General features: G+C 68.9%; 24 protein-coding genes, 1 tRNA gene and 1 pseudogene. 10 read left to right on the top strand and 16 right to left on the bottom strand.

Annotated elements, in window-relative coordinates:
- Positions 1-56: 56 nt before the first annotated feature.
- Complete coding sequence (gene mutL, locus N0A24_00780; GenBank protein MCS7171946.1) at positions 57-1,736, bottom strand: DNA mismatch repair endonuclease MutL; 1,680 nt, start codon at positions 1,734-1,736, stop codon at positions 57-59.
- A complete protein-coding gene (gene mutS, locus N0A24_00785; protein MCS7171947.1) occupies positions 1,736-4,342 on the bottom strand; it encodes a DNA mismatch repair protein MutS in 2,607 nt (868 codons plus the stop codon). Before mutS ends, mutL begins: the two co-directional genes overlap by 1 nt.
- Positions 4,343-4,433: 91 nt before the next feature.
- Between mutS and N0A24_00790 the strand changes: the two genes are divergently transcribed.
- From N0A24_00790 to N0A24_00810, 5 genes are all read left to right on the top strand, one after another.
- Entirely contained in the window at positions 4,434-5,798 is a 1,365-nt protein-coding gene (locus N0A24_00790; protein ID MCS7171948.1) for an FAD-dependent oxidoreductase, read from the top strand.
- A gap of 143 nt (positions 5,799-5,941) precedes the next feature.
- Positions 5,942-7,504: an ABC transporter ATP-binding protein gene (locus tag N0A24_00795; protein ID MCS7171949.1), complete on the top strand. Its 1,563-nt coding sequence runs from the start codon at positions 5,942-5,944 to the stop codon at positions 7,502-7,504.
- Positions 7,501-8,607, top strand: a complete 1,107-nt coding sequence (locus N0A24_00800; GenBank protein ID MCS7171950.1) for an ABC transporter permease — start codon at positions 7,501-7,503, stop codon at positions 8,605-8,607. The genes N0A24_00795 and N0A24_00800 overlap by 4 nt, the downstream gene beginning before the upstream one ends.
- On the top strand, positions 8,589-9,452 hold the full coding sequence (locus N0A24_00805; protein MCS7171951.1) for an ABC transporter permease: 864 nt from the start codon (positions 8,589-8,591) through the stop codon (positions 9,450-9,452). The genes N0A24_00800 and N0A24_00805 overlap by 19 nt, the downstream gene beginning before the upstream one ends.
- 19 nt (positions 9,453-9,471) lie before the next feature.
- Positions 9,472-10,629 (top strand): BMP family ABC transporter substrate-binding protein, encoded by a 1,158-nt coding sequence (locus tag N0A24_00810; protein ID MCS7171952.1) that lies wholly within the window; start codon positions 9,472-9,474, stop codon positions 10,627-10,629.
- Between the two features lie 29 nt (positions 10,630-10,658).
- Here the strand turns inward: N0A24_00810 and N0A24_00815 are convergent, their stop codons facing one another.
- Both N0A24_00815 and N0A24_00820 read right to left on the bottom strand, forming a co-directional pair.
- Positions 10,659-11,744: a Xaa-Pro peptidase family protein gene (locus N0A24_00815; GenBank protein ID MCS7171953.1), complete on the bottom strand. Its 1,086-nt coding sequence runs from the start codon at positions 11,742-11,744 to the stop codon at positions 10,659-10,661.
- Positions 11,744-12,565: a carbon-nitrogen hydrolase family protein gene (locus tag N0A24_00820; protein ID MCS7171954.1), complete on the bottom strand. Its 822-nt coding sequence runs from the start codon at positions 12,563-12,565 to the stop codon at positions 11,744-11,746. The genes N0A24_00815 and N0A24_00820 overlap by 1 nt, the downstream gene beginning before the upstream one ends.
- 184 nt (positions 12,566-12,749) lie before the next feature.
- Between N0A24_00820 and nth the strand changes: the two genes are divergently transcribed.
- Positions 12,750-13,493 carry an endonuclease III gene (gene nth / locus N0A24_00825; protein MCS7171955.1) on the top strand — a complete coding sequence of 248 codons (744 nt, stop codon included), beginning with the start codon at positions 12,750-12,752 and terminating at the stop codon, positions 13,491-13,493.
- Between the two features lie 39 nt (positions 13,494-13,532).
- A complete protein-coding gene (locus N0A24_00830) occupies positions 13,533-14,120 on the top strand; it encodes a nucleoside-diphosphate kinase (protein ID MCS7171956.1) in 588 nt (195 codons plus the stop codon).
- 16 nt (positions 14,121-14,136) lie between these two features.
- Here the strand turns inward: N0A24_00830 and N0A24_00835 are convergent, their stop codons facing one another.
- Together N0A24_00835 and N0A24_00840 are read right to left on the bottom strand one after the other, a co-directional pair.
- Positions 14,137-14,334 carry a hypothetical protein gene (locus N0A24_00835; GenBank protein MCS7171957.1) on the bottom strand — a complete coding sequence of 66 codons (198 nt, stop codon included), beginning with the start codon at positions 14,332-14,334 and terminating at the stop codon, positions 14,137-14,139.
- The gene (locus N0A24_00840) at positions 14,328-14,885 is read right to left on the bottom strand and encodes a hypothetical protein (protein MCS7171958.1); all 558 of its coding nucleotides are present in this window, start codon (positions 14,883-14,885) and stop codon (positions 14,328-14,330) included. The genes N0A24_00835 and N0A24_00840 overlap by 7 nt, the downstream gene beginning before the upstream one ends.
- 129 nt (positions 14,886-15,014) lie before the next feature.
- Between N0A24_00840 and N0A24_00845 the strand changes: the two genes are divergently transcribed.
- Positions 15,015-15,437 (top strand): hypothetical protein, encoded by a 423-nt coding sequence (locus N0A24_00845; GenBank protein ID MCS7171959.1) that lies wholly within the window; start codon positions 15,015-15,017, stop codon positions 15,435-15,437.
- Positions 15,438-15,697: 260 nt separating this feature from the next.
- Positions 15,698-16,228: pseudogene (locus N0A24_00850) on the top strand (radical SAM protein).
- 325 nt (positions 16,229-16,553) lie between these two features.
- On the opposite strand, the gene N0A24_00855 reads toward N0A24_00850, so the two are convergent.
- From N0A24_00855 to N0A24_00900, 10 genes are all read right to left on the bottom strand, one after another.
- On the bottom strand, positions 16,554-17,348 hold the full coding sequence (locus N0A24_00855; protein ID MCS7171960.1) for an alpha/beta hydrolase: 795 nt from the start codon (positions 17,346-17,348) through the stop codon (positions 16,554-16,556).
- 89 nt (positions 17,349-17,437) lie between these two features.
- Positions 17,438-18,106: a 1-acyl-sn-glycerol-3-phosphate acyltransferase gene (locus N0A24_00860; protein MCS7171961.1), complete on the bottom strand. Its 669-nt coding sequence runs from the start codon at positions 18,104-18,106 to the stop codon at positions 17,438-17,440.
- Complete coding sequence (locus N0A24_00865; GenBank protein MCS7171962.1) at positions 18,103-19,380, bottom strand: alkaline phosphatase family protein; 1,278 nt, start codon at positions 19,378-19,380, stop codon at positions 18,103-18,105. Before N0A24_00865 ends, N0A24_00860 begins: the two co-directional genes overlap by 4 nt.
- 13 nt (positions 19,381-19,393) lie before the next feature.
- Positions 19,394-20,206: an HAD-IIA family hydrolase gene (locus N0A24_00870; protein MCS7171963.1), complete on the bottom strand. Its 813-nt coding sequence runs from the start codon at positions 20,204-20,206 to the stop codon at positions 19,394-19,396.
- Positions 20,203-21,057 (bottom strand): diaminopimelate epimerase, encoded by an 855-nt coding sequence (dapF, locus tag N0A24_00875; protein MCS7171964.1) that lies wholly within the window; start codon positions 21,055-21,057, stop codon positions 20,203-20,205. Before dapF ends, N0A24_00870 begins: the two co-directional genes overlap by 4 nt.
- Complete coding sequence (locus N0A24_00880; protein MCS7171965.1) at positions 21,054-22,133, bottom strand: D-alanine--D-alanine ligase; 1,080 nt, start codon at positions 22,131-22,133, stop codon at positions 21,054-21,056. Before N0A24_00880 ends, dapF begins: the two co-directional genes overlap by 4 nt.
- Before the next feature lie 41 nt (positions 22,134-22,174).
- Positions 22,175-23,323: a citrate synthase gene (locus tag N0A24_00885; protein ID MCS7171966.1), complete on the bottom strand. Its 1,149-nt coding sequence runs from the start codon at positions 23,321-23,323 to the stop codon at positions 22,175-22,177.
- A 6-nt stretch (positions 23,324-23,329) separates the two neighbouring features.
- Complete coding sequence (prpB, locus tag N0A24_00890; GenBank protein ID MCS7171967.1) at positions 23,330-24,217, bottom strand: methylisocitrate lyase; 888 nt, start codon at positions 24,215-24,217, stop codon at positions 23,330-23,332.
- Positions 24,218-24,224: 7 nt separating this feature from the next.
- Positions 24,225-25,604: an MmgE/PrpD family protein gene (locus tag N0A24_00895; protein MCS7171968.1), complete on the bottom strand. Its 1,380-nt coding sequence runs from the start codon at positions 25,602-25,604 to the stop codon at positions 24,225-24,227.
- Positions 25,605-25,620: 16 nt separating this feature from the next.
- Positions 25,621-26,073, bottom strand: a complete 453-nt coding sequence (locus tag N0A24_00900) for an EVE domain-containing protein (GenBank protein ID MCS7171969.1) — start codon at positions 26,071-26,073, stop codon at positions 25,621-25,623.
- A gap of 41 nt (positions 26,074-26,114) precedes the next feature.
- On the opposite strand from N0A24_00900, the gene N0A24_00905 reads away from it, so the two are divergent.
- Positions 26,115-26,210: transfer RNA gene (locus N0A24_00905), tRNA-Ser, on the top strand.
- Positions 26,211-26,297: the final 87 nt, after the last annotated feature.

Genomic DNA, 26,297 nt, shown 5'->3' on the forward strand with positions numbered 1-26,297 from the left:
CGGCGGGGCAAGGCTCTGCTGGTGGCGGGAACCGCGGGCTCTTCGGATAAGGGCCTTCACCGCCACCGGAACTGCCGGCTCAATACCTCCTCCTCCACCCGCAGGATCACGGGCGCCCCGTGCGGACAGACGGCCGGCGTGCTGGCCCGGCCCAAGGCCTCCACCAGCTCCCGCATCGCCGCACGGTCCAGCCTCCGGCCCCGGCGCACCGCGGTGCGGCAGGCCAGTGCCACCAGCAGCTGCTCCCGCCATCCTTCGATCTCCTCAGGTTCTTCCTCCGCCAGAGCCGCCAGAACCCGCCCTGCCTCCTCCAGCTCGCCGATCTGCAGCACGCCGGGAAGCGACGGCGCCGCTCGCACCAAGAACGCCCGGGCACCAAACACCTCCAGTTGAAACCCCAAGGCCTCGAACTCCCCCAGCCTGCGACTGAACCGCTCCACCTGGCCTGGCCGCAGCTCGATGACCAGCGGCTCCGGGAGTGTCACGGAGGGCGGACCTGTCGATGCGTGCACGTGCTTCAGGTGCTCGTACAGGATCCGCTCGTGGGCCCGATGTTGATCGATGAGGTAGAGGCCATCCGAGGCCTCCAGCAGGATCAGCCGATCCTGTACCTGGTCCACCAGGCGCAGAGGGGGAAGGTGGGGCGTGAGGATACGGTCCAGCGCATCCTCCTCCGTCGGTTCCGCCACCCGGTCCGCAAGCACCAGTCCGGAGGGTGCGGGTGCCAGGGAGCTGAGGACTCTTGGCCGACGGCCCAACGCAGACCGGACCGATTCCGCCAGGGCCGCCGCGAGGGCCGCCTCCTCCACCAACCGCACCTCCAGCTTGGCGGGATGCAGGTTCACGTCCACGAGTTCCGGCGCGGTCTGGATGGCCACCGCCAGGATGGGGTGTCGGCCGCGGGGCAGAAGCCACCGGTACGCGGTCTCCACCGCATTCCATAGCCCCCTCGGCTGCGCCCATCGGCCGTTGGTGATGAAGTGCAGGTCGGTCCGGCGGGGCCGCGTCACCTCCGGGGCACTCACGAACCCCTCCACCCGGGCGTGGGCTACCTCCACCGGCTCCAGGCGAATCAGCCGGCCGACCAAGCCCGCCCCGTACACCTCGAGCAGGGTCGTTTCCAGGTCTCCGGAGCCGCTCGTGCGCAGCACCAGCCGCCGATCCACCGCGAGGGAAAAGGCCACGTGGGGAGCCGCGAGCGCCATCCGCCGCACGGTCTGGACGATGTGGGCGGTCTCCACCCGGGGATTGCGGAAGGCAGCCCGACGGACGGGGACGTTGTCGAAGAGGTGTCGGACCGTGGCGGTGGTCCCCTGGGGTCGGGGCGCGGGCTCCTGCAGCAGGCACCGGCCGTGCCGCACCACAATGCGGGATCCTACACCGTCCGTGCCCGTCGCGCTCACCAGCTCCAGCTCCGCCACCGCGGCGATGCTCGGGAGGGCTTCCCCCCGGAAGCCCAGGGTGCGGATGCCGCGAAGATCGTCCTCGGGAAGCTTGCTGGTGGCGTGCCGCTGGCAGGCGAGCCACAGCTCCTCGGGGGGAATCCCGATCCCGTCGTCGCTCACCCGGATGAGGCCGAACCCCGCATCGTAGACCTCCACGTGCACGCGGCGGGCATTCGCATCCAGGGCGTTCTCCACCAGCTCCTTCACCACGGAGGCGGGCCGCTCCACAACCTCGCCCGCGGCGATCCGGGCCACCACATGTTCGGGCAGGATCCGGATGGGAGCGCGCATCAGGAGCTGCCCTCTAGCCGGCTCTTCTGCTCTACGAGCCAGCTCAGAGCCTCCCAGGGGGAGAGGCGATTGAGGTCCAGCTCCCGCAGGGCCCGTACCAGTTGCTCTCCCAGGTCCGGGCCCGGGCCGAATCCGTCAAGGGGGAGCTGCTCCGCCCTCCTCCCAGCGAGGGGCTGGGGACTCGGTGGGGAGGGCGGTGGCTGTGGGATGGCCGACTCGGCCAACAGGACTTCCGCGCGGTCCGCCACCCACTTGGGAATCCCCGCAAGCCGGGCCACCTGGATCCCGTAGGCACGGCTTGTGGGGCCGGGTCGCACCGTATACAGGAAGATCACGCGCCCGGACTGCTCCGTGGCCGCCAGGTGCACGTTGGCTACGTGCTCAAGCTTCTCGGCGAGGGCGGTAAGCTCCAGGTAATGGGTGGCGAACAGGGTACGGGCACCGATGCGGTCGTGGAGGTCCTCCAGCACCGCCCGGGCAATGGCCAGCCCGTCCTGCGTGCTGGTCCCTCGGCCCACCTCGTCCAGGATGACGAGGCTTTGGTGGGTGGCCTGGTGGAGGATCTGGGCCGTCTCCATCATTTCCACTAAGAAGGTACTGGCTCCACCCGCGAGGTCGTCATGGGCACCCACCCGGGTGAAGATGCGGTCAACAAGACCGATGCGGGCCGCGCGGGCCGGCACAAAGGAACCGATCTGGGCCAGGAGCACGATGAGGGCCACCTGCCGCAGGTAGGTGGACTTGCCCCCCATATTGGGACCGGTGACGAGCAGGATGCGGGGGCCGTCTCCGCCCAGTCGGCAGTCGTTGGGGACAAAGGGCTCCCCGGCCAGGTGGGCCTCCACCACGGGATGTCGGCCTCCCACGATGGACAGCTCCTCCCGGTGATCCAAAACCGGCCGGGTCCAGTTCCACCGCACCGCCACCTCCGCCAAGGAAAGGAAGGCATCGAGCTCCGCCACCCGGGCGGCGAGATCCAGCAGCCGCGGCGCGTGGGCCGCCACCTCGGCGGTGAGGCGATCCAGGGCCTCCCGCTCCAGGGCCGCGATGCGCTCCTCCGCACTGAGGATGCGGGCCTCCGCTTCCTTGAGGGCTAGGGTGTAGAAGCGCTCCCCCGTGGCTACGGTCTGTTTGCGGATATAGTCGGGAGGAACTAGGTGGAGGTTGGGACGGGTCACCTCGATGTAGTACCCGAACACCTTGTTGTAGCCCACCTTCAGGGACTTGATCCCCGTCCGCTCCCGCTCCCGCGCTTCCAGGCTCAACAGCCACTGCCGGGTCTGCTGGACCTCCGCCCGGGCTGCATCGAGTTCTGGGCTATAGCCTGGACGGATCCGTACCCCCTCCACATCCTCCGCCACCGCCCCTTCCACCAGCTCCGCCACATCCCCACATGGATCCACCCCCGCCGCAAGGGCCTGGAGGGCAGGAGCCGGAGCGGCACGCAGGCGATCGGCAATGCGGCCGATGGCCCGCAGGGCGGTGGCGAGGGTGAGGAACTCCCGACCGGAAGCCTGCCGGTGCACCACCCGACCCACCAGCCGCTCCAGATCTCCCACCGACACCAGCTCCGCGGCGAGAGCGGCCCGCATCATGGGATCCGCCACCAGTGCGACGATGGCGTCCTGCCGCCGATGCAGTTCCGCAAGGTCCCGGATGGGCTGGGAGACCATTCGGCGCAACCACCGAGCCCCCTGGGCGGTGCGGGTGTGGTCCAGCACGCCCAGCAGACTCCCCCGCACGCTCCCCGTGCGCAGGTTGCGGGTGATCTCCAGGTTCCGACGGGTGGCGGGGTCCAGACCTACCCGGTGGCGCAGGGTTTCGGTGCGGAGCCGCACGAGCAGCGGCAAAAGGGCGGGATTGGTGCGCTCCAGGTAGGCGAGGATGGCGCCTGCAGCACCGGTGGCGGCCGGTAGGGCACTGCAACCGTACGGCTCGAGGGAGCGGACTCCGAAGTGGGCGCACAGGGCATTCCAGGCCCGCTCGGGGTCAAACCACCAGCGTTCCAAACGGGTGACCCGGCCGGGAAGCGGGATCCCCAGGGGTTCCTCCGGCACCAGGCACTCCGCGGGCGCAAGGCGCGCGAGCTCCTCCACCAGCTGCGGCGTGGACTCCAGCTCCATGGTGGCGAACTCCCCGGTGCTCACGTCCACCCACGAAAGCCCCCATCGCCCGTTCAACGGGAGGACGGCGGCCAGATAGCGGTTCTCGGAGGCCGGTAGCAGGGCCGGCTCCGCCACCGTCCCCGGAGTGAGCACCCGGGTGACCGCCCGCTCGATCAGGCCGCGGCCGGGCGGGCTGAGCTGTTCCGCGATGGCCACGGTGTGGCCCGCAGCCAGCAGGCGCGCCAGGTAGTGGTGGAGGGCGTGGTGGGGTATGCCTGCCATGGGAACCCGGCCGCTACGGCCGAAGCTCCGGGAGGTGAGCACCACCCGGGCATCCCGGGCCACGATGCGGGCGTCCTCGTCGAAGGCCTCGTAGAAGTCGCCCAGCCGATAGAGGAGGATGGCGTGCGGGTACTGGCGTTTGAGCTCCAGGTACTGGCGGCGGGAGGGGACGAGCTCGTCCTCCGCCCGCGGGCTGCGCCGCTTCCCTTCCGCGCTCATGGTTCCCTCCCGGCTCGGCGCACCCCATTATAGGAAGTGCATGAAGGCACGGAAGACTGAAAACACCGGGTGCACCACCGGGCGACGCAGGATGCTGCTTCTCCTCTTGGGGCTGCTCCTCACCGCCCGGCTGGAGGCTGCCCCCGCCCGTACGCTATCCGTGGACGTCCTGGTCATCGGGGGAACCCCCGCAGGGATTGCCGCGGCGGTGGCCGCAGCCCGCACGGGCCGTCGGACGCACCTGGTGGAGGCGTTGCCCAAGCTGGGCGGGGTCATCACCTGGGCATGGCTTACCACCTTCGACATGAACCTCACCCCCGCAGGCACCCACCTCACCCGTGGCCTCTTTCTGGAGTACTACCGGCAGCTGGGGCTGAGCTTCGACCTGCACGAGGCGGTCGACAAGCTCACCTGGGCTGTGTGGCGGGAGCCCTTGGTAGGCTCGACGACGAGTGCGCCGCTCCGACGGCTCCTGCGGGAAGGAGATCGGATCACAGGCGCGGAGCTCGAGGATCGGGACTGGCAGCGCACCCTCCTGGTGCGGGCAAAGCAGATAGTGGATGCCACCGATGACGCGGACGTCGCCGCGGCCGCGGGCGTCCCTTACGTGCTGGGTCGGCCCGGCCCTGATGGGAAACCGTGGATGCAGCCCGCCACCCTCATCTTCCGGTTACGGGGGGTGGACTGGAGACGGCTGGTGGCGGACATCCTCCGGCGCAGGGCCGCGGGGGCAGATCCCGCCCGGTGGGGCGTGAACGGGAAGGCCGCGTGGGGGTATCAGGAGGTCGCCCAGCGCTACCGGTCCACCCAGCCCGAGGTGGGGGTATTGGGCCTCAACCTGGCCCTGCAGAACGACGGGAGCGTGCTCGTGAACGCCCTGCAGGTGTACTTCGTGAACGGACTCAATCCTGAGTCGACCGCGCTCGGCATGGAGCGGGCCCAACGGGAGCTGCCGCACGTGGTGCGTCACCTTCGGGAGCGCGTCCCGGGCTTCGAGCAAGCAGAACTCGCGGGTTGGGCCCCGATGCTCTACATCCGGGAGACCCGCCACATCATGGGGCTGTACACCCTTACCGTGGATGATATCCTCTCGGGCCGTCGGTTCGAGGATCGGGTGGCCTTAGCTTCCTATCCCATCGACATTCACCCCTACGTCCCCGGCTGGACAAACCCGTACCCCACCGTGCGCATCGTCTACAGCATCCCCCTGCGATCCCTCATCCCCCAGGAAGTGCGCAACCTCCTGGTGGCCTCCCGATCCTTCTCCGCCACCTCAGAGGCCGCGGGCTCTGCCCGCGTCATCCCCACCACCATGGCCATGGGACAGGCCGCGGGGGTGGTGGCCGCCTTCTGTGCCCGGATCGGGTGCACTCCCGCGGAGGTGGTGCGTCGGCCAGAACTCCTGCGGGAGGTGCAGGCCCTCCTCCGATCGCAGGGCGCGTACCTGGGGGAGTGAGCATAGAGCTCAGCTCTTATTCGGGTCCTCGCACTCCCCCGGACCCATCCGGGGGATATTGTTCACTTATCTGAGAACGATTCCCAGCCTGTCCCTGGAGGCAGACCCACCGGTTGCGATAGCCTGGTGGTGGAGGCCTGGGCGTGCGCTTCTCCGTCCCCACCCCGGTTACGGATCTCCCGACGCGTCCCCGTGCGGAGGAAGTCCCGCTCGTCGCCCTGCGCGGCATCGTAAAGGTTTTCCCCGGGGTCGTGGCCAATGATCGCGTGACCCTGGAGGTGCGCGCGGGTGAGGTGCACGCGCTGCTGGGTGAGAACGGGGCGGGGAAGACAACCCTGGTGAACATCCTGTACGGAATCTACCAGCCCGACGCCGGGGAGATCCTCGTGGAGGGTCGGCCCGTGCGGATCCGCTCGCCCAGGGACGCCATCGCCCTCGGTATCGGCATGGTCCCCCAGCATCCGCAGCTGGTGCGCCGGCACACGGTGGCAGAGAACATCGCCCTGGGGCTGCCGGGCCTCCCTTTCCTCCGGCCCCTGCGGGCGCTGGAGACCCGCATCCAGCAGCTGGGGGAGCGGTACGGACTCGCGGTGGATCCCCGGGCCCGGGTGGCAGAGCTCTCCGCGGGGGAGCAGCAGCGGGTGGAGATCCTGCGGGTCCTGCTACGGGGTGCGAGGATCCTCGTGCTCGACGAGCCCACCACCGCCCTGACTCCGCAGGAGGCGGGGGTCCTGTTCCGGGTGCTGCGCCGCATGCGGGAGGAAGGGTGTGCGGTGATCCTCATCACCCACAGGTTAGAAGAGGTGATGGAGGCGAGCGACCGGGTGACGGTGCTGCGGCGGGGACGGGTGGTCGGGACGCTCCGCACCTCCGAGGCGGACGCGCGGCAGCTGGCTCGGCTGATGGTGGGGCAGGAGGTGCAGTCCAGCTCCCGCCGCACCCCGCGTCCCCCGGGGCCCGAGGTTCTAGTCCTGGAGGAGGTCTGGGCCCCGGGGGATGGAGGCATCCCTGCCTTGCGGGGAGTTTCCCTGGAGGTGCACTCAGGCGAGGTGTTCGGACTCGCCGGGGTCGCGGGGAACGGGCAGCGGGAGTGCGTGGAGGTGTGCACGGGGCTGCGGAGAAGGATGCGCGGGAGGGTGCAGGTGCTGGGTCAAGAAGTGGTTCACCCGGATCCGCGGAGGCTCCACGAGGCCGGGGTGGCACACGTACCGGAGGACCGGTTGCGCCGGGGAGTGGTGGGCAGCCTCTCCGTGGCGGAGAACCTGGTGCTAAAGCGGTACAGACAGCCGCCTTTCGTCCGGGGGCCGTTTCTGGACCGGCGCGCGGTGGAAGCCTTTGCCCGCCGCCTCATGGCCGCCTACGCCATCGACGCCCCGGACCCCTCCACGCCCGCCCGACTCCTCTCCGGAGGCAATCTCCAGAGGCTCATCCTGGCCCGGGAGCTCACGGGAGAGCCCCGGCTCATCGTGGCCTCCCACCCCACGAGCGGCCTAGACGTGGCCGCCACCCGACAGGTGCGGCGCATCCTTCTGGAGCGGCGGGATGCCGGGGCCGGGGTGTTCCTCGTATCCGAGGACCTCGAGGAGATCCTGGAACTCTCCGACCGCGTCGGGGTGATGTTCCGGGGGCGGGTGGTCGGGGTCCTGTCCGCGGAAGAGGCGGACCCGGAGCGACTGGGGCTGTGGATGATGGGACACGGGGTATGAGGCGCATCGGCCCCTTCCTCGTGACGCCAAATCCTTCTCCCTCCTGGGGCTGGAGCACCATCGTCTCGCTCCTCGCCATCGCCGGGGCCCTCGTTGCCGCGGGCGGGGTATTCTGGGCCTATGGGGTAGCGCCCCTTGTGGCCTACCGGACCATGGCGGAGGGGACGTTCCTGGATCCCCGGGCTCTCCCAGAGGTGGTCCGGCGGGCGATTCCCCTCCTGCTGGTGGGCTCAGGGCTCGTATTGGCCTTTCGGGCTCAGTTCTGGAACATCGGCGCGGAGGGGCAGATATTGAGCGGGGCCGTGGCGGCTACGGGGGTTGCCCTGTTCTCTCCCCTTCCTCCCGCCCTCCTGATCCCGGGGATGTTCGTGGCCGGGTTTGCCCTCGGGGCCCTGTGGGCTGCGGTACCCGCACTCCTGCGGTTGCGATGGGGTGCCCACGAGGTGCTCACCACGCTCCTGCTGAACTACGTGGCCGCCTACGGAGTGGAGTGGCTGGTGCACGGCCCGTGGAAGGGGTCGAGCATGATGGGCTTCGCGTACACGGACCTCTTCCCGGAGGCCGCTTGGCTCCCCCTTTTGGGCACCACACGGATGCATTGGCCCACCCTGGCCCTCGGTCTGGGGTGGGCGATCTTCGGCAGCGTGCTGCTATCCAGGACGGTCCTGGGGTTCGAGATCCGGGTCCAGGGTGAGAACCCGGAAGCGGCCCGGTACGCGGGGATTCCCGCGACCCGCACCGTCTTGGCCGTCGCCCTGCTCTCCGGCGGCGCCGCAGGACTCGCGGGGGTGGGAGAGGTGGCAGGGATCCACCACCGGCTGCTGAGCCCAGGACAGATCTCCATGGGCTACGGGTATGCAGGGATCCTGGTGGCGTGGTTGGCCCGTGGGAACCCGCTCGGGGCCATCCCGAGCGCGTTCCTGCTGGGTCTGGTCTTCACGAGCGGGGACGTGATGCAGGTGGCTCTCCAGATGCCCTTCCGGGTCACGGACGTCTTCAACGGACTCCTCCTCCTTTTCCTCGTCGGGAGCACGCCGCTGCTGCAGATGCGGATCCGGCGGGTGTCTGGAGCTGGGGGAGAGGCATGGACGTCCTCCTCGTGACCTTCCTGCGGGCCCTCGCCTTCGGCACCCCGCTTTTGTGGGCCGCCCTGGGCGAGATCGTGGCAGAGCGTAGTGGCGTGGTGAACCTTGGGGTGGAGGGGATGATGCTCCTCGGCGCCTTCTTTGCCTTCGCCACAGCCCAGCTCACCGGATTCCCCGCCCTGGGGCTGGGCGTGGCCGCACTCGTGGGAGGGGCAGCAGCCCTGGTGCACGCCGTGGTGTGCGTCCGGCTGCGGGGCAACCAGTACGTCTCGGGGCTTGCCCTGGGCATGGTAGGGGTAGGGATCGCGGGACTCCTAGGCCGGGGATGGGAGGGGACACCGCTCCGAACTCCTCTCCCGGAGCTCTCCTGGCTCACCCTCTCGGGGTTGGTGCTGAGCGGGGTCGTGTGGGTCTTCCTCTACCACAGCCGGTGGGGCATCATCCTCCGGTCCGTGGGGGAATCGCCGGCCGCCGCGGACGCCCAGGGGGTTCAGGTGTTCCTGGTTCGGTACCTGGCGGTAGGGTTCGGCGGGCTCACCGCAGGCATCGCGGGTGGGTTCCTCTCCGTAGCGTACCGGCCTAGCTGGACCGAGGGGATGACTGCGGGCATGGGGTGGATCGCCATCGCCATCACGGTCTTTTCGGGATGGGATCCCCTCCGGGCCGTGGCAGGCTCCCTGCTCTTCGGAGCCCTGTTCCACCTCAGCTTCCGGCTGCAGGGCTTCGTCGCTCCGGAGCTGCTGAAGATGGCACCGTACCTGGGAACCATCCTGGTCCTCACCGTAGCCACGGCCCGCAGGGGAGCTTGGTGGCAAGAGGTCCCGGAGGCCCTGGGAGCCCCCTATGTGCGGGGGGAACGCTGATTCGGAAAGGAGGGAGAGCATGCGCAGGTTCGCCTGGGCGCTGGTGGTTTTACTGGTGGCCGGGCTCGCCGTGGGCGGCGTCGCCCAGCCGCGGAAACTCAAGGCGGGGTGGATCTACGTGGGGCCCATCGGGGATTACGGGTGGACCCACGCGCACGACGTAGGCCGCCGGATCGCGGGGAAGACCCTCCCGTGGCTGGAGACCACCTATGTGGAGAAGGTGCCCGAAGGCCAGGTGGAGGCGTTCATCGACCGGCTCGTCCGGGCCGGAGCTAAAGTGATCTTCACCACCAGCTTCGGGTACATGGACGGCACCTTGAGTGCGGCGAGGCGCCACCCGGATATCCTCTTCGCGCACTGTTCCGGGTTCAAGCGGGCGTCCAACGTGGCCACCTACATGGCGGACTTCTACCAGGTGTACTACCTCAACGGCCTCATGGCGGGAGCGTTGACCCGCACCGGGAAGGTCGGGTATGTGGGCGCCTTCCCCATCCCGGAGGTGAAGCGGCACATCTCCGCCTTCGCCCTGGGCGTGCGGGCCACAAACCCCCGGGCCACGGTGCACGTACGGTGGATCTACGAGTGGTTCAACCCCGCGGCCGCCAAGGAGGCCACGGAAGCCCTCATCGCGGAAGGCGCGGATGTGTTCGCTTTCACGGAGGACTCGCCCACTGTAGTCCAGGTGGCGGCCCAGAAAGGGCTACCCAGCTTCGGCCACTACTCCCCGATGTACCGGTTCGCACCCCAGCACATCGTGAGCGGGCAGCTGGTGCACTGGCAGAAGATCTACATCGACTTCCTCCGGAAGGTCTACGACGGCACGTACACCCCCCGCAACCTCCAGAACGTGGACTACTGGTGGCTGCTGGCAGAGGGCGCGGTGGAGCTGGGAGCACAACCCGGCATGCCGGTGAATCCCGTGTTCCGACCCAGGCTGGAAGCGGTGAAGGTTCGGGTTTCAGGGATCGGAACCGTCTCCGTGTACGATCTCGTGCTCCGGCGGCTTCGGGAGATGTCCCAGTCCCCGCCTGCCTTTGACCCCTTCACCGGTCCCATCTACGACCGAAACGGGAAGCTGCGGGTACCTGCAGGCCGACGCATGACCGTGCAGGAGCTGACCACCATGGAGTGGGCCGCGCCGGGCATCGTGGGTCCGTGGCCCAAGGAGCCGAAGTAAAAGCGGGCCAGGTCCTGGGGTGCCCTCCTTCAGCCGACGAGCTCGAAGACCTCTCGGGGGAGGCGGCTGAGGACCTCGGGACCGCCTGCCCGTACCACCACGGCCTCCTCGAGCCGTACCCCAAAGGCCCCGGGAAGATAGATCCCGGGCTCCAGGGTGAACACCATCCCTTCCTCCAGGGCCATGGGGTTTGCTCCGGTCACGGAGGGCGGTTCGTGGGGCGCCAGCCCCAGGCCGTGGCCGGTACGGTGCACGAACCGCTCCCCATAGCCCGCTTTCTCAATGATCCGCCTGGCAGCCCCGTCCACCTCCGCGATCCCGGCTCCCGGCCGGATCACCTCCAGGGCTGCTCGGACCGCCTCCTCCACGATCCCGTGCACCTCCCGATAGGCCGGTGGGGGCGAACCGAGAAAGGCCATGCGGGTTAGGTCCGAGCAGTACCCTCGCACCCGGCCACCCAGATCCACCAGGACCGGTTCTCCAACCTGAAGCGACCGGGCGGAGGTGCGGTGGTGGGGGAAGGCGGAGTTCGGTCCCGAGGCCACCAGGGTGAAGAGTACCTCCTCCGCACCCATCCGCCTCATCGCCTCCCCCGCTGCCTCCGCCACCTCGTGTTCGGAGACTCCAGGCCTGCAGGACCGGATCGCGGCCAGTACCCCCGCATCCGCCGCGGCCGCGGACCGACGGAGGGCGTCCACCTCCTCCGGTTCCTTGCGCATCCGCAGGGGGGCAAGCAGGGAAGAGGCGAGGGTAAACCGGACGTCCGGCAGGAGTTCCTGGAGCAGGAGGAGGTGGTCTGCCCGGAGGTCGTCGGCCACCGCTAGGGTTCGCACCCGTCCGATGGCTCGGATGGCCTCCCGCACAGCCCGGGTGGGTCCTTCCGCGTCCGCGTACGGGAACATCGGCACCCCCAGCTGGGCCAGCTCCCCGGCCTGGAGCCAGGGGACGAGCAAGAGCGTCCGGTCCAGGGAGACCATCAGGAAACAGGCCCGCTCATCCCGGAGGGGTGAGCGACCCGTGAGGTAGTGGAAGTCTTCCCCGGGAGGCAGGACCACCAAGTCGACCTCCAGCTCCGCCATCCGGTGGCGGAGGCGGGTCAAGCGATCCGTCCGCATCAGGCCTCCGTCCAGCTGAACCTCTTGCGGACCTCCCGGGTGATCTCGGGGTTGATGTCCACGGGAAGGAGGTTCTCGTACTCGCCCATACGGGTCACCAGACGCGCGCCGTTGGGAGCCCACTTTCCCAGGACTTTCCCCAGCTCCGGGACGTAGGCCAGGCTCCCCCCCTGGTACAGCACACCTCCGTAGAACTCTCCGTACTGTCCCACCGCCAGTACGGGCAGAAGGAGCTCCATGCACCGGGTGCGCACCGCGGACTGCATGGTTTCGAGTTGATACGGGAGCTCACTGCTGGCGGTCATCTGTACCACCAGCATCTCCGCCCCGGCCCGGACCAGCCGGTGGGCCACCTCGGGCACCAGGAGCTCATACCCGGCCAGGATACCCACCTTGATGCCGTCAATGACCGCGGGACGGTTGGGTCCCGGATCGAACTGCCCCCGTTCGAAGGGGTGGAACACCCGTTTGTAGTGCTTGCTCAGGATCTTGCCCTGCGGGGAGATCACAAAGGAGCAGAGTCGTGGTTTCGGGGGCCTGCGGGCTCCCTTGGGCTTCGGCAAAAGCTCCCGGGTGGTCCCGCAGATCACATACACGTTTGCCTCCCGTGCAGCCCGGCTCAACCGCTCGGTGATGGGACAGGGGATGGGCATGGGCCTCACATTCCCCAGGAAGTACTCGGAAAAGCACACCACCCTGGCCCCCTCCCGCCCTCCCCTCCGGATGAACTCCACCGCTTTCTCGAGGTTGTCCGTCGTTCCATCCTCCCAGGACCGGCTCTCGCCCCACCGGTATCGGATTTGAGCCAGCCCGAATCGCACCCCATCACCTCCTACCGAGATCGAACGAAGGTACGGGTTAAGAAATACGCGCTGGGAGGCGCCTCATTCCTTCCCTACCGTAGATTTTGCCACTTCCGTACCGATTTTCGCCCGATTTGGCGGATTTCGGCTCCCGCACGCGGCCCTTGGCAGCCGGACCCCCAGGCGCTATCCTGACCTCGCCATGCCTGTACGCAAAGCCGCCCTGCCCCGGGAGACCCCTGAGCAGCAGGCCCGGCGCGTGCGGAGAATCCGGGAGGTTCTCCAGCGCCTCTACCCGGATCCCCAAATCCCCCTTCACCACCGCTCACCCTTCGAACTGCTGATCGCCACCATTCTCTCTGCCCGGTGCACGGACGAGATGGTGAACCGGGTGACTCCCCAGCTTTTTGCCCGTTTCCCCACGCCGCATGCCCTCGCCCGGGCGGACCTCCGGGAGGTGGAACGGCTCGTCCGGCCTACGGGGTTCTACCGGCAGAAAGCCCGGACCATCCAGGCCACGAGCCGGGCTCTGGTGGACCTGTGTCAGGGGGAGGTGCCGCCCCGGATGGAGGAACTGGTGAAGCTTCCCGGGGTGGGGCGGAAGACCGCGAACGTCCTCTTCTCCGCCGCGGAGATCGAGGGCTGGCCCGGCTGGCCTGGGATCCCCCAGGCGGATGGATCCGGCATCGTGGTGGACACCCACGTGGCCCGTCTGAGCCAGCGTCTGGGCCTAAGCGCCCAGACGGACCCGGAGAAGATCGAGCGGGATCTTATGGCCCTGGTACCGCCACAGGAGTGGGGGAGGTTCGCCCTCCGCCTCATCCTCTTCGGCCGGCAGGTGTGCACGGCCCGGGCTCCGAAGTGCGCCACCTGTCCCCTGCGGGAGGTGTGTCCCTCGGCCCCGTACGCCGGAAACCCGCCGTGGATGCGCAAAGACCCCCGGTAAAATCGTACGGGTAACGCCTTGTGCCTGTGGAGGTGGATCGTGCAAAACCCCCGAGCGGAGCGAACGCTGCTCGTCGTCAAGCCCGATGGAGTCCAGCGGGGACTGGTGGGCGAGATCCTGGGACGGTTGGAACGAGCGGGCCTCAAGATCGTGGGCCTCAAGATGCTGCGGGCCTCCCGGGGGCTATTGGAGCAGCACTACCCCGACCGGGAGGACTTCCTCCGCACCCTCGGCACAAAAACCAAGGAAGCCTTTGAGACGTACGGGCTCGATGTGCGGGAGCGGATGGGAACCGAGGATCTCGTAGAGATCGGGGCCCGGGTGCGCAGCTGGCTCATCGAATTCATGGCATCCGGTCCCGTGGTGGCCGCGGTGATCGAGGGGGTGCATGCGGTGAGCGCGGTCCGCAAGCTCGTGGGCAAGACCCTCCCCATCTTCGCGGATCCAGGCACCATCCGGGGGGATTTCAGCACGGACTCCCCCGCCCTCGCCAACCTGGAGCTGCGGCCCGTGCGCAACCTCGTGCACGCCTCAGGGACCCTGGAGGAGGCCGCACACGAGATCGGGCTTTGGTTTGCGGAAGAGGAGATCCACCCCTACCGCCGGGCAGACGAGGGAGTTCTTTAAGGCGGTACCCAGAACCTCACTCCAGGGTAGGGAACTTCGCCAGCACCCAGCCTCCTCCTTGCAAGAACATCCCGTCCCGGATCCCCGGGAGCAGGTCCGGGGGTGCCACCGCGTCCACGGTCACCTTCCCGGTATCCACCACGAGGACGAGGAAGCAAAGGCCCGTGTGCGGGTTGATCTCCTGGACCGTCCGGACAACACGGCCGCTCAGCATGGCCGTGGCCTCCGGACGCTCCGGGTCCTGGGGCTCGTCCAGGCTGAAAAGGTGTAGGGCGGGAGCCGGAATCCCGCGTGGAGCGCTTCCTCCGCCACCGCCAGCGCATCCGGAAAGGCCCGGGCCTCGTGCAGGAAAACCACCATTCGGGCGCGCACGAGGCGCGGGAGGGACTCCAGGCAGGGGCCAACGGCCAAGTAATCCACGAGATCGCACACCAGGGGGAACTCGCCGGAGTAGGGCTCCTCCGGGGCCACGGGGTTGATCCATACCTCCACCCACCCTTCCTCCGGATGCTCCGGATCCGCCCCACATCCCACCACGCTCAGGAGGTGGTCACGGCCGGAGTCGTAGAAGGGCAAAACTCCCAGCACCTCTTTCCGCGGCCCCACCTCCGCCCACAGCTCCACGCCCCGCCCCACGGACCACCTCCGCAACCCCAACACCGGATCCCGTCCCACTGGCACTCCTGCCCGGGCCGCCTGCTCCGCCAGACGGGTGAGGTCCTGGGCTTTCTGGACCGCAAATCCGACACACGCGTAATAGTTCATAAAAAAACAGAAGGTCGCCTTACAGGCGACCTCTCCCCCTTCCCCGAGCCGATCTCGGGGACCTCCGGGCATCCCGGGCCCGACGCCGTCTAGCGGCGGCGTCGGGCCCGCTGCGCGGAGCGGCTGCCCGTGCTTCGGCGGGCGGTCGTCCGGCGCGCCGTGGTGCGGCTCGTAGCCTTCGCCTTTCGGGCCGTCGTCCTGGCCTTAGCCCGGGCCGTGGTCCTGCGGCGGGCGGGAGCCACTGCCTTCCTTGGCTTTGCAGCGGCCTTCCGCTTCGCGGGAGCTGCCTTCTTCGCCGCAGTTCTGCGAGCCGCGGGCTTCCGCGCGGCGGGTTTGCGCGCCGCAGGACGGCGCGCGGGCCGCCGGGGCGTGGGTTGCTCGGGCGCGGGCGTCGGCTCCGCAGGTGCCATCGCTTCCGTCTCGGTGTACATGCCCTCTTCCTCCTCCATCATGGATGGAAGCGCCTGTTGGCGTTGTTCTTCTTCGTCCCCAGAGAGGAATCCTTCTCGTTCGATCCCCACCATTGCAACAACCCCCTTTGTGCTTCTCTAGAGATCATTTCTAGAGATCATTCTAGGCGCTGCTCCTGCACGCACGCAAACAACCGTGTTGTTTGTGGCCCCAGAAGCTTCCCTTCACGGGGCTCGAAGCGAATCCCACCACCAAGACACCTGCCGCGCGCTGCCAGGGCGGTGTTCCGCCCCGGGAGGGCAGTCCGGATTGACGCGAACAAAGGTTCGCATTACCCTAAAGGTGTGCCACGGGAGTATGTGGAGATCCGGGTTCGGAGCGTGCTCAACCGGGTGCGGGGGATGCCCTTCCGGTGGTCCATCAATCCCTACCGGGGCTGCGCCCACGCCTGTGTGTTCTGCTATGCCCGGCGGACGCACGGGTTCCTCGAGGAGGACGGCATCCACGGATGGAGCAACCGCATCTTCGTGAAGGTGAACGCCCCAGAGGTCCTGCGGGCGGAGCTCCTACACCCCGCCTGGAAGCGGGAGGAGGTGGCCATCGGGACCGCCACGGATCCGTATCAGCCCATCGAGGGCCGCTACCGCATCACCCGTCAGATCCTCGAGGCCCTGTGCGACGCGCGCACGCCGGTGAGCCTCGTCACCCGCTCGCCGCTCATCCTGCGCGACCTGGACGTCCTCCTGGCCCTCCACCAACGGGCAAGGGTCACGGTCTGGGTAAGCATAGCCACCCTCGACGAACCCCTGAGCCGGGCTATTGAGCCCGGGGTTGCGCCTCCTCACCAACGCCTGCGGACGGTGGCACGACTGAGCGCCGTGGGTCTGGCGGTGGGGGTTCTCGTGGCCCCCATTCTGCCCGGCCTCACGGATGCCCCGGAGACCCTGGAAGCTGTAATCCGTGTTGCCCGGGATCACGGCGCCCGGTTCCTCGGACACAGCGTCCTGAACCTGGGGGAAGTCGCCCGGGAGGCGTTCTTTCAGTTCCTCCAGGAACACCATCCGGAGCTGGGGGCCCTCTACGAGCGGCTGTACCCACGGAAGTATGCGCCCCGTGCGTATGTGGACGCGGTGGATCGCACCGTAAAGCGGTGCCGGGAACGCTTCGGTTTCCGAGACCGACCCCGGCCTTCGTCCCCCCAGCAACTCCTGCTGCTCCCCCGGATCGCCCCAGAGCCGCCCTCCGCGCGGGGAAAGGTCAGCCCTCAAGCCCTTCGAGGAACTGCGAGAGGGCCTGCGCGAGGGCTTCCGGAGCCTCCAGACTCGGGGTGTGGCCGCAGCGGGGAAGGAAGGTCAGCTGAGCCCGAGGGAATCCCTCTGCCATTGTTCGGGCGCTCTCCGGAGGCGTGACCGCGTCCTCCTCCCCCGCCACCACCAGGACCGGCATCCTAAGGCTGGGGAGTAGTTCGTGGCTACTGGGTCGCTCCATCATCCCCTCCAAGCACCCCACCAGCACGTGGGCCGGGACCGAGGCGGCGATCTCGTGGAGGCGCTTCAGGAGCTCCGGGCGAGAGGCCTTCGTGGTGGCCCCCAGGAGATTGGGCAGGAAGGTCTCAAGGAACGGGCGGGGTCCTTCTGTGCGGATGGTCTGGATTGCCTGGCGTCGCCGAGCTTTCCCCTCTTCGGTATCCGCCTCCGCCCGCGTGCACACGAGCACCAACCCGAGCAAGCGCCCGGGCGCGCGCGCGGCTATGCGGAACGCGATATAGCCCCCCATGGAGTGCCCTCCCAGCACGAACCGGTCCAGCCCGAGCGCATCCGCGAGTTCCAGGACGTCCTCCGCGAGGGACTCCATGGTGTAGGAGCCTTCCGGTTTGTCCGACCGTCCGAACCCGCGTAGGTCCGGTGTCACCATCCGATACCGGGCGACGAGGGCATCCCGTAGGGGAGACCAGATCTCCGAGGAAAGGGGGAATCCATGGAGGAGAAGCACGGGAAGGCCATCCCCCGCATCCTCGCAGTACCAGCGGCAGCCCCGCACCTCCGCGAACATGCCACCCCTACCCCCGCTGCCCTCCTGAGGCATACGCAGATCTCTTTCGACACTCCCCACAGCCGCGCCTTCCTGGCAACCCCTGACCTTCAGGGTGGGCCCTGCGCGTGGAGGCGCAGCAGCGCCTCCCGCAGCCGACCCAGGGCCGCGGCAAGCTCTGCCCCGGAGGGATTTCCGGGTGGAGCGAGCGGGGATCCGAACCGCACGCCCACGGGAACTAGGTGGGGGATCACCTCTCCCAACGGGAGGGCGCGATCGGTCCCGAAGATCCAGGCGGGAAGGATGGGTGCCCGTGCGCGGGCGCTCAGCAACACCGTTCCCGCCTTCAAGGGTGCCAGGACCTCCCCGGTACGGTTGACGCCTCCTTCCGCGAACACCACGAGAACCCCGCCTCCCCGCAGGACCCGCAGTGCCGCACGGAGGGCTGAGCCGGTGTAGGCCCCCGGATCCACCTCCGTACGGCGTACGGGGATCATCCCGAACCACCGCACGAGGGGTGCGATGACGCGCAGCAGGCCCCGCCACGGCACGAACCCCTCGCTCACCCGTTCTCCCAAGAGATCCTCCGCCCCGAGGAAGGTAGCCTGCCGGGGCAGCGCCGCACCCAGCACCACGGGATCCAGCCACGAGCGGTGGTTGACGGCTACCACCAGGGACCCCGCAGGGGGGCAGTTCTCCGCGCCCGCAACCCGGAAGCCGAAAATCCCCCACAGGAGGAAGCGGGCCGCCCACCTGGCCGCGTGATAGCCCGGGGTCATGCGGATCGCGGGAATTCCCCCCGGCTCAGGCGCACGAGGAGCGGGAGGACGTCCACCCCCCGGAGCCGGCCGAGGGCTCCACGCCCCGCGCTACGCTCTCCGAAGGGCCCTGCACCATCCGGGGGGATTCCCGGCCCGGCCACCAGAAGTGGCACGGGGTCGTCCGTGTGCGCGCGGACCGAGCACGGGGTAGCGTGATCCGCGGTGACCGCCACCACCGCCCCGTCGAGCACAGGCTGCAGGGGACCGAAGAAATGGGCATCGATCCGCTCGATCACCGCCCGCTTTGCCTCCCAGTCCCCGTCGTGCCCGGGTTCATCCGGCCCCTTGAGGTGGATGTACAGCCCGTCCCATTCGGCCAGGACCTCCCGGGCCCGCTCCGCCCAGGCGGTGTAGGCGGCAGGGTCTCCCTGGCCAGGGGGCACGGGAACCACCCCCATCCCGAGTACCCGGGCGATTCCTCGCTCCACGGGCATCTCCACGAAGCAGGCAAACCGCACCCCGAATCGCTCCGCGATACCGGGCACCTCCGGGAGGTGATCGCTCGCGTCCCGGAGCAGGACGAGGTTGGCCGGGAGTCTGCCCTCCGCGCGGCGCCGCTGGTTTACGGGATGGCGTTCCAGGACCACGCGGCTGCGCGCGGTGAACTCGTTCACGAGCTCCGCGGCTCGTCGGGCCTCCGGGGTGTTCACCAAGGGCACGCACCGCTCCACGGTGTCCCCTGCTACTGCCCGGGCGACCCCGAGTCCGCCCATGCGGGCGTAGGCAGGATCCGTGTTGCTGATCTGGGCGGAGAGCGACGTACGGGCATCCGAGAGCACCAGCACGCAGCGGTGCCCCACGCTCGCCGCGAATTGGAAGCGGGCGTCCTCAAGCCGCACCTCCTGCTGGACGGCCTCCGCCAGGGCCTGGGTCTCCGCGCTTGTGAGATCCCGTCCCACCCGCCGATCCACAATGCGGTCCCCTTCCGCGGTGGCGAAGTTTCCGCGGAGCGCGAGGTCCCCGTCCCGGAACGGCAAACCCACGCCAAGGGCCTCCAGCACACCCCGACCCGTGTGGTACCGGTGGGGATCATAGCCAAGGATGGCGAAGACCGCCACGTCCGACTCCGGCGCGATTCCCTCTCCCACCGTCCCCACCAGTCCCTGCTGCCCCCGTCCGGCGAGGGCGTCCAGATGGGGGGTGTGCGCGGCTTCCAGGGGTGTCCGATCCCCGAGCGCGGGGATGGGGCGGTCTCCGAGTCCGTCGAGGATCACGTAGAGGATCTTGGCCACCCCGCACCTCCGACTATTCCCCACCCTCCCGTCGCCACCGGCTCAGGAGGTCCTCGAGGTCCTGCACCACCAGATCCGGCCGTACCCCTCCCTCTTCGGCCTCCCGCGAAACCCCTGAGAGCACCAGCACCGTCCGCATGCCCATACGAGCCCCTCCCGCGATGTCCGTTCCCAGCTGATCCCCGATCATGAGGGCCTCTGCGGCCGGGACGCCCAGGCGGCGCAGGGCCGCCTCCAGGAGGGGACGCTCGGGTTTGCCCAGCACCACGGGCGCCTTCCCCGCGGCCACCTCGATGGCGGCCACGAGCGAACCCGCGCCGGGCCACAGATCCTCCCCCACGGGCAGCACGGGGTCGCGGTTGGTGGCCACGAACCCCGCCCCTCGCCGGATGGCCCGGCAGGCATCCCGCAGCTTCGCATAGGTGAACTCCACGTCGAGCCCCACCACCACGAACGCCACCCCGTCCGGGTCCTCCGAGAGCACCATCCCCGCTTCCAGGAGCGCCTTCCGCAGCCCTTCCCCGCCGATGGCGTACACCGAGGTGCCCGGCTGGACCCGGGCCTGCAGGTACTCCGCGGCCACCTGGGCCGAGGTCACCACCTGGTCCGGAGCCACATGAATCCCCATGCGGACCAGCCGCTCCGCGTACTGCTCCGGGGTCCGGGCGGCGTTGTTGGTGGCGAAGACGAAGGGGAGACCGGTGCGCCGCAGGTGCTCCAGGAATGCCACGGCCCCGGGCAGCGGCGTCTTGCCCCGGTACACCACGCCGTCCAGGTCCAGCACCACCCCGCGGACGCCCTGCAGCCAGCGGGCGGACGCCGTCATGACAACGTCTCCACGAACTCCGGAGAGAACTCGCCCCGGTAGACCTCCCGGGCGGGGCCCGTCATCCGCAGGGAGAATCCTTCGCCCACCTGGATTCGCAGCGCACCTCCCGGCATCTCCACGGTCACATCCCGCCGCGTGAACCCACGGCGCACGCAGGCCGCGGCCACCGCGCACGCACTGGAACCGGAGGCCAGGGTCTCCCCCGCCCCCCGTTCCCAAATGCGGACGCGCACCCTCTCTTGGTCCAACACCTGAGCGAACTGCACGTTCGTGCGCTGGGGAAACGCGGGATGCCGCTCGAGCGCCGGACCCAGTCGGGGGAAGTCCACCCCCGTGAGATCCTCCACGAACACCACGCAGTGTGGGTTCCCTACCGTCAGGGCGGTGATCCGGACCGTCGCGCCCTCCACCTCCACAGGCTCGTCCACCACCTCCCGGGGAGGGCCCGCCATAGGGATGTGTGGGCTCCAGAAGCTGGCCTCTCCCATGTCGACCGTGACCTCCGCCACCCGGTCCCCCACCACCGCAAGCACGCACGTCACGATCCCCCCGGGTGTCTCCACGGTGAAGCGGGTGCTCCGGGTGAACCCGTGCTCGTACAGGTATTTGGCGAAGATCCGCAGGCCGTTCCCGCTTTTCTCCGCCTCGCTGCCGTCCGGGTTGTAGATGCGCAACCCGAAGTCCGCGCGATCGCTGGACACGCGCGCCAGAATCCCGTCCGAGCCCACTCCCAGATGCCGGTCGCAGATGCGCCGGACGGCCTCGGGGGTGAGGGCGAACGAGAGCGAGGTGAGATCCACCACAAGGTAGTCGTTGCCGAGCGCGTGCGCCTTCACGAATCGGTTCATCCCATCCCTCCCCGCCGGGCGAGGGCTTCCCCGCTGGGGTAGCGGATCCGCAGGGCGCTTTTCTGTCGCCACCGCTCCAGGGCCAGGTCCACCAGCCGGGAGATCAGATCCCGGTAAGGGATCCCGGAGGCCTCCCACAGCTTCGGATACATGCTGATGGAGGTGAACCCGGGAATGGTGTTCACCTCGCTTACGTACACGGTGCCCTCCCGGGTCACCAGGAAATCCACCCGGGCCATGCCGCACAGCTGGAGAGCCCGGTAGGCATCCAGGGCCAGGGACCGCACCCGTTCCGAGAGCTCCCCGGGAAGGGAGGCGGGGATCACCAGCTCCGCGCCGTGCGGATCCAGGTACTTCGCTTCATACGTGTAAAAGGCGTGGGTGGGCCGGACCTCCCCCGGAAGGGAGGCGATGGGATCGTCGTTCCCGAGCACGCTGACCTCCACCTCCAGGGGATACGGAACCGCCCGCTCCACGATGGCCGCAAGGCCGTACTGCAGGGCATCCTCCACCGCTTCCGCGAGCCCTCCCTCCGCCTCCACCCGGTGGACGCCTACGGAGGAACCCAGCCGGGTGGGCTTCACAAAGCAGGGGTAGCCGATCCGCTCCGCGGTCTCGCGCCGCACGCCCTCCGGATCCCTCCGCCAGCGGCTCGCGGGAAACACGAGGAAGTCCACCACGGGCAGCCCGCTTGCCCGCAGCAGAGCTTTCTGCACCCCCTTGTCCATGCCCACCGCAGACCCCAGCACGTCCGCCCCCACGTACGGGACGTTCAGAAGCTCAAATAGGCCCTGAACCGTGCCATCCTCCCCCGCGGGGCCGTGCAGCACCGGGAATAGGACGTCGCAGACCACCTCTCCCCCCGACACCAGGAAGACCGCCCGCCCCGGTCGGTCCAGCCGCAGGGCCGCGGGCTGGCCCTGTACGAACCAGGTGCCGTCCCGGTCAATGAAGATCTCCACCACGGAGAACCGTTCAGGATCCGCGGCCCGGATCACGTTGCGGGCGGAGATGCAGGAGACCTCGTGCTCCCCACTCCGTCCCCCGTAGAGGATTCCGAGCCGGATCCGCTCCATCCCCGCGCCCTATCATCCCATCGCACCCGGGTGAGGGCATCCTAGATGCCCGACGGCACCGGCACCGGGCGGTAGGGAGGTCCCTCGTATCGCACCCGGGGGCGGAACAGGCGGTTGTCCTCGTGCTGCTCGGTGACGTGTGCCACCAGCCCCGCGATCCGGGCGCAGAGAAAGATGGGCGTGTAGAGGGGCATCGGCACGCCCAGCAGGTACAGCAACAGCCCGATGGGATAGTCCACGTTGGGGTAGATGCCCTTCTCCCGGGCCATGACCTCCTCCACGGTACGGTAGGTGGCAAGCAGCTCCCGGCCCTCGGGCCGGCGGTCCGCCAGCTGCGGAAGGTACTCCTGGAGCAGCACGGCCCGGGGGTCGTGGCGCCGCATGTACACCCGGTGCCCGAACCCCATGATGCGCGCCCCCTGCTTGAGCTTCTCCATGATGTACGCCTCCGCTCGGGCTGCTCCGCCCTGCTCCAGGATCTCCAGGAGCATGCGCATGGCGGCCTCGTTGGCCCCGCCGTGAAGGGATCCCTTGAGGGAAGCCGCAGCTCCGGTCACGGCTCCGTACAGGTCCGAGAGGGTGCTGGCGATCACCCGGGCCGCAAAGGTGGAGTTCGGCATCTCGTGCTCGATGTAACAGGTGAGGACGGCGTCGAAGACTCGGAGGGCGGTGGGATCCGGGCAGTCTCCCAGGATCATCTTCAGGAACCCACCCGCAAACCCCGCCTCCCGGTCCGGCCGCATGGGCTCCTGTCCGTGCAGGATCCGATGGGCATTGGCCGCGAGGGTGGGGGCCTTCGCCAGCAGACGCAGTCCTTTCGCCCGGTTCGCCTCCGGGCTGGGATCGTCCAGGACCGCGGGGTCCTCGTACCCTGCGAGGAAGGAGATTCCGGTGCGCAGGGCGTCCATGACAGAGGTGGTGCGGGGGAGAAGGGCCAGCATCCGGTATGCTTCCTCCGGAACCTCCGCGGCCTCGCAGAGGCTCCGCTCGAATGCAGAGGCCTGCTCGGACGTAGGGAGTTCCCCGTGGAACAGGAGGTAGGCGACGTCCACGTACGGGCGGTGCCGCGCGAGCTCGATGAGGTCGTATCCGCGCACCAGGATCCTCTCGTGGTCCGTGTCGAGGTAGCTGACGCGGGTGACGGTGGCGATCACGCCCTCCAATCCGGGGCTGTAGGGAATCTCCGTCATCGTCCTTCACCTCCTGGCCAGCTTGCGGTCCAGAGCCTCGTAGTCGTCGTACCGCAGGAGGTCGTACAGATCCCGCCGGGTCTGTATGCGGGGGATCCAGTCCGCCTGGCTGCCCTTCTCCCGGAGATCCCGGAAGAGCTCCTCTACGGCCCGCATGGCCACCCGCAGGGCCGTCACGGGGAAGATCACGATGCGGTAGCCGAGACGGTGGAACGCCTCCACCGAAAGGAGCGGCGTGCGGCCGAACTCCGTCACGTTGGCCAGCAACGGCACCCGTACCGCCTCCGCCACCGCCCGGAACTCCTCCGGGCTTTCCAGGGCCTCGGGGAAGAAGACGTCCGCTCCCGCCTCCGCGTACAGCTGACCCCGGCGGATCACCTCCGCGAGGCCGTGGGTGGCTCGGGCGTCTGTGCGGGCTACCACCAGGAGGTGCCGGCGCGCCTGAGCCGCGGCCGCGATCTTCTCCGCCATGGCCTCCGCGGAAGTGACCTCCTTTCCGCCCAGGTGGCCGCATCGCTTTGGCATCACCTGATCCTCGATCTGCACCGCAGCGGCTCCCGCGGCTTCCAGCTCGCGGACCGTGCGCACCACGTTGAGGGCCTCTCCGAAGCCCACATCCGCGTCCACGATCACAGGAAGCCGTGTGGCCCGCACCACCCACCGCACCGCCTCCGTCACCTCCGGGAGGGTTACCAGGCCCAGGTCCGGGAGGGCAAGGCTCGCACTGTAGGCGGCACCGGAGAAGTACAGGACCTCAAACCCTGCTTCCTGGGCGAGGCGTGCCACCAGGGCGTTGAACACGCCGGGGGCGACGAGGACCTCCCGGGTCTCCAGAAGCGTCCGCAGTCGCAGGGCAGGGTGCTCCTCCGGCGGTGGTTGCACCAGCCACGTCATGCCGGTCTCACACGTAGAGGAGCCGCACGAGCTCTCCGAGATCCTCCTGGGCCTCCAGGCGCCACACCCACTCCGCCACCCGCTCGGCCTGGTCCGGAGTCCAGACCTCCGCTACGTTGCGTCGGAACTTCTCCATCACCTCCTCGTCCGTCATGGGGTTGCGGGCATGTCCCCGGGGGAACCGCACCTCCTCCACGTACGTGGCCCCGTCCTGGGTACGCACCGCGATGCGGTTGGGGATCCCCTCCGGATAGCCGCGGGTAAGTTCAGGATCCTCCCGGAGGGTGATCCGGTCCTTCAGGAACGCCCGGACGGCGGGGTCCTGAAACCGGGCGGGCGCGAAGGAGGCGCGGTGGACTTCGCCGTCCAGCAAAGCCACCGCCACGATGTAGGGGAGGGAGTGGTCCGCGGTCTCCCGGGTCTTCGGCTCCCACTTCTCCGGGTCCTTGGCGATGATCTCGTAAGCGGCCCGAAAGGTCTCGATGTGCACGGAGGCGATTCGCGCTGGGTCCCGGATCTGCTGTCGCAGCCGCAGGGCTGCATCCACCGCGCTCTGCGCATGGTACTCCACGGGCCAGAACTTGAGGTAGGTGCCCAGGATCCGGGAGGGAGGCCTCTGGTCCGTCAGCGCCCGCAGAACGCCGTCGTCGAACCGTTCGCCCCGCAGCAGCTGCGCGAAAAATCCCATCTGGCCCTCAAACGGCTGATGCGGCCCCGTCATGCCGCTTGCGGCGAGCAGCGCCGCCTCCAGGGCGTTCCGCGTGGCCTCCGCGGCCGCCGCACCCTTCCACATGGCGAGCTCTCCGGCTCGGGTCTGGCGCATGGCCGCGTGTGCCACCGCGGTGATGGCCAGGGCGTGTTCGGTCTGCGGTGGGGTCAACTTCAGGAGGTAGGCGGCCCCGCACGCGGTGCCCAAGGCCGTGTAGTTCACGTGGTCCCACCCGTGCGCCCGCAGGCTTGCCGCGTCGCACAGGCACACGCCGACCTCATAAGCCAGGGCGATGGCCGTGATGAGCTCGCGGGGGCTACACCTCCGCCACTCCGCGAGGGCAACGAGCGCGGGGATCATGTCGCTGGGATGGAGCGGCTCCCGGGAGAGATAGGTGTCGTTGAAGTCCAGGTAGCGCACCATCACCGCGTTGGCGAAGGCCGCGGCCCCCGGTGGGGCCTGCACGGGTGTTCCCCACAGGGTGGCACCCCGTGCGCTCGATAGGGTGTAGGCATATGCCCGGGCGGCCTTCGGGGCATCCTCCACAAAGGCCGCCATGGCCACGCCGAGGCTGTCGAGCACCCGGCGCTTGACCTCATGCACCACCTCCGGGCTTAGCCGTTCCCAGCGAACGGAGGCCGTGTACTCCGCGAGGAGGCGGCTGTAGCGGTCCGACACCGGATTCCCTCTCGTCCTAGGATGCGCGGGTGCGGCCACGACTATGGTACGCTTCGGGGGCTTCCGGGGGAAGTCCGCCCATGGCGCAGATCCGGCTCCAGGACACGGGGTCCACGGGGATCACGGAGAGCCGGGGCTGGCGCAGGAGGAGCAGGTGCTGGAGCTGGGGATCGGCCCGGATCTGCGCCAGCGTCACCGGACGCGCAAGCGGCCGCACGGCCCGTACCTCCACCACGACCCGCCCGGGATCCGAGGGATCCGGATAGGCCTCGCGCACCACCTCCACGATCCCCACAACCCGCCGCTCCGTGCCCGTGTGGTAGAAGAAGGCGAGATCCCCCCGCCGCATGCTCCGCAGGTGGCGCTGGGCCTGCGGGTTCCGCACCCCGTCCCAAACCTCCACCCCGGCCCGCAGCTGGTCTTCCCAGGACCATGTCTCGGGTTCGCTCTTCAGCAGCCAGTACGCCATGCATCCCTCCGTAGCGGGCTCTGGTATGCTAGAAGGTGCGCGGAGGGGTGCGGGAGCCTGGTTGATCCGGCGCGCCTGGAGAGCGCGTAGGCAGGCTAAAACCTGCCTCGTGGGTTCAAATCCCACCCCCTCCGCCACCTTCCCCGGGACGGACCGTGAACGTGTCCGGAAAGCCACAGGGCCATTGTACCGTCCCCCTTTGCCTCCGGGCGGAGACCTCCGTA

Source organism: Armatimonadota bacterium, from assembly GCA_025059775.1.
Classification (GTDB): Bacteria; Sysuimicrobiota; Sysuimicrobiia; order Sysuimicrobiales; family Sysuimicrobiaceae; genus Sysuimicrobium.

Bases quoted from the DNA above. Each gene is read 5' to 3' on its own strand.
- prpB (MCS7171967.1), bottom strand. From the start codon at position 24,217: ATGACGTGGCTGGTGCAACCACCGCCGGAGGAGCACCCTGCCCTGCGA.
- N0A24_00860 (MCS7171961.1), bottom strand. From the start codon at position 18,106: ATGACCCCGGGCTATCACGCGGCCAGGTGGGCGGCCCGCTTCCTCCTG.
- dapF (MCS7171964.1), bottom strand. From the start codon at position 21,057: ATGAACCGATTCGTGAAGGCGCACGCGCTCGGCAACGACTACCTTGTG.
- N0A24_00800 (MCS7171950.1), top strand. From the start codon at position 7,501: ATGAGGCGCATCGGCCCCTTCCTCGTGACGCCAAATCCTTCTCCCTCC.
- mutS (MCS7171947.1), bottom strand. From the start codon at position 4,342: ATGAGCGCGGAAGGGAAGCGGCGCAGCCCGCGGGCGGAGGACGAGCTC.
- N0A24_00810 (MCS7171952.1), top strand. From the start codon at position 9,472: ATGCGCAGGTTCGCCTGGGCGCTGGTGGTTTTACTGGTGGCCGGGCTC.
- N0A24_00840 (MCS7171958.1), bottom strand. From the start codon at position 14,885: ATGAACTATTACGCGTGTGTCGGATTTGCGGTCCAGAAAGCCCAGGAC.
- N0A24_00790 (MCS7171948.1), top strand. From the start codon at position 4,434: ATGCTGCTTCTCCTCTTGGGGCTGCTCCTCACCGCCCGGCTGGAGGCT.
- N0A24_00900 (MCS7171969.1), bottom strand. From the start codon at position 26,073: ATGGCGTACTGGCTGCTGAAGAGCGAACCCGAGACATGGTCCTGGGAA.
- N0A24_00855 (MCS7171960.1), bottom strand. From the start codon at position 17,348: ATGTTCGCGGAGGTGCGGGGCTGCCGCTGGTACTGCGAGGATGCGGGG.
- N0A24_00885 (MCS7171966.1), bottom strand. From the start codon at position 23,323: ATGACGGAGATTCCCTACAGCCCCGGATTGGAGGGCGTGATCGCCACC.
- mutL (MCS7171946.1), bottom strand. From the start codon at position 1,736: ATGCGCGCTCCCATCCGGATCCTGCCCGAACATGTGGTGGCCCGGATC.
- N0A24_00880 (MCS7171965.1), bottom strand. From the start codon at position 22,133: ATGGAGCGGATCCGGCTCGGAATCCTCTACGGGGGACGGAGTGGGGAG.
- N0A24_00870 (MCS7171963.1), bottom strand. From the start codon at position 20,206: ATGACGGCGTCCGCCCGCTGGCTGCAGGGCGTCCGCGGGGTGGTGCTG.
- N0A24_00805 (MCS7171951.1), top strand. From the start codon at position 8,589: ATGGACGTCCTCCTCGTGACCTTCCTGCGGGCCCTCGCCTTCGGCACC.
- nth (MCS7171955.1), top strand. From the start codon at position 12,750: ATGCCTGTACGCAAAGCCGCCCTGCCCCGGGAGACCCCTGAGCAGCAG.
- N0A24_00835 (MCS7171957.1), bottom strand. From the start codon at position 14,334: ATGCTGAGCGGCCGTGTTGTCCGGACGGTCCAGGAGATCAACCCGCAC.
- N0A24_00815 (MCS7171953.1), bottom strand. From the start codon at position 11,744: ATGCGGACGGATCGCTTGACCCGCCTCCGCCACCGGATGGCGGAGCTG.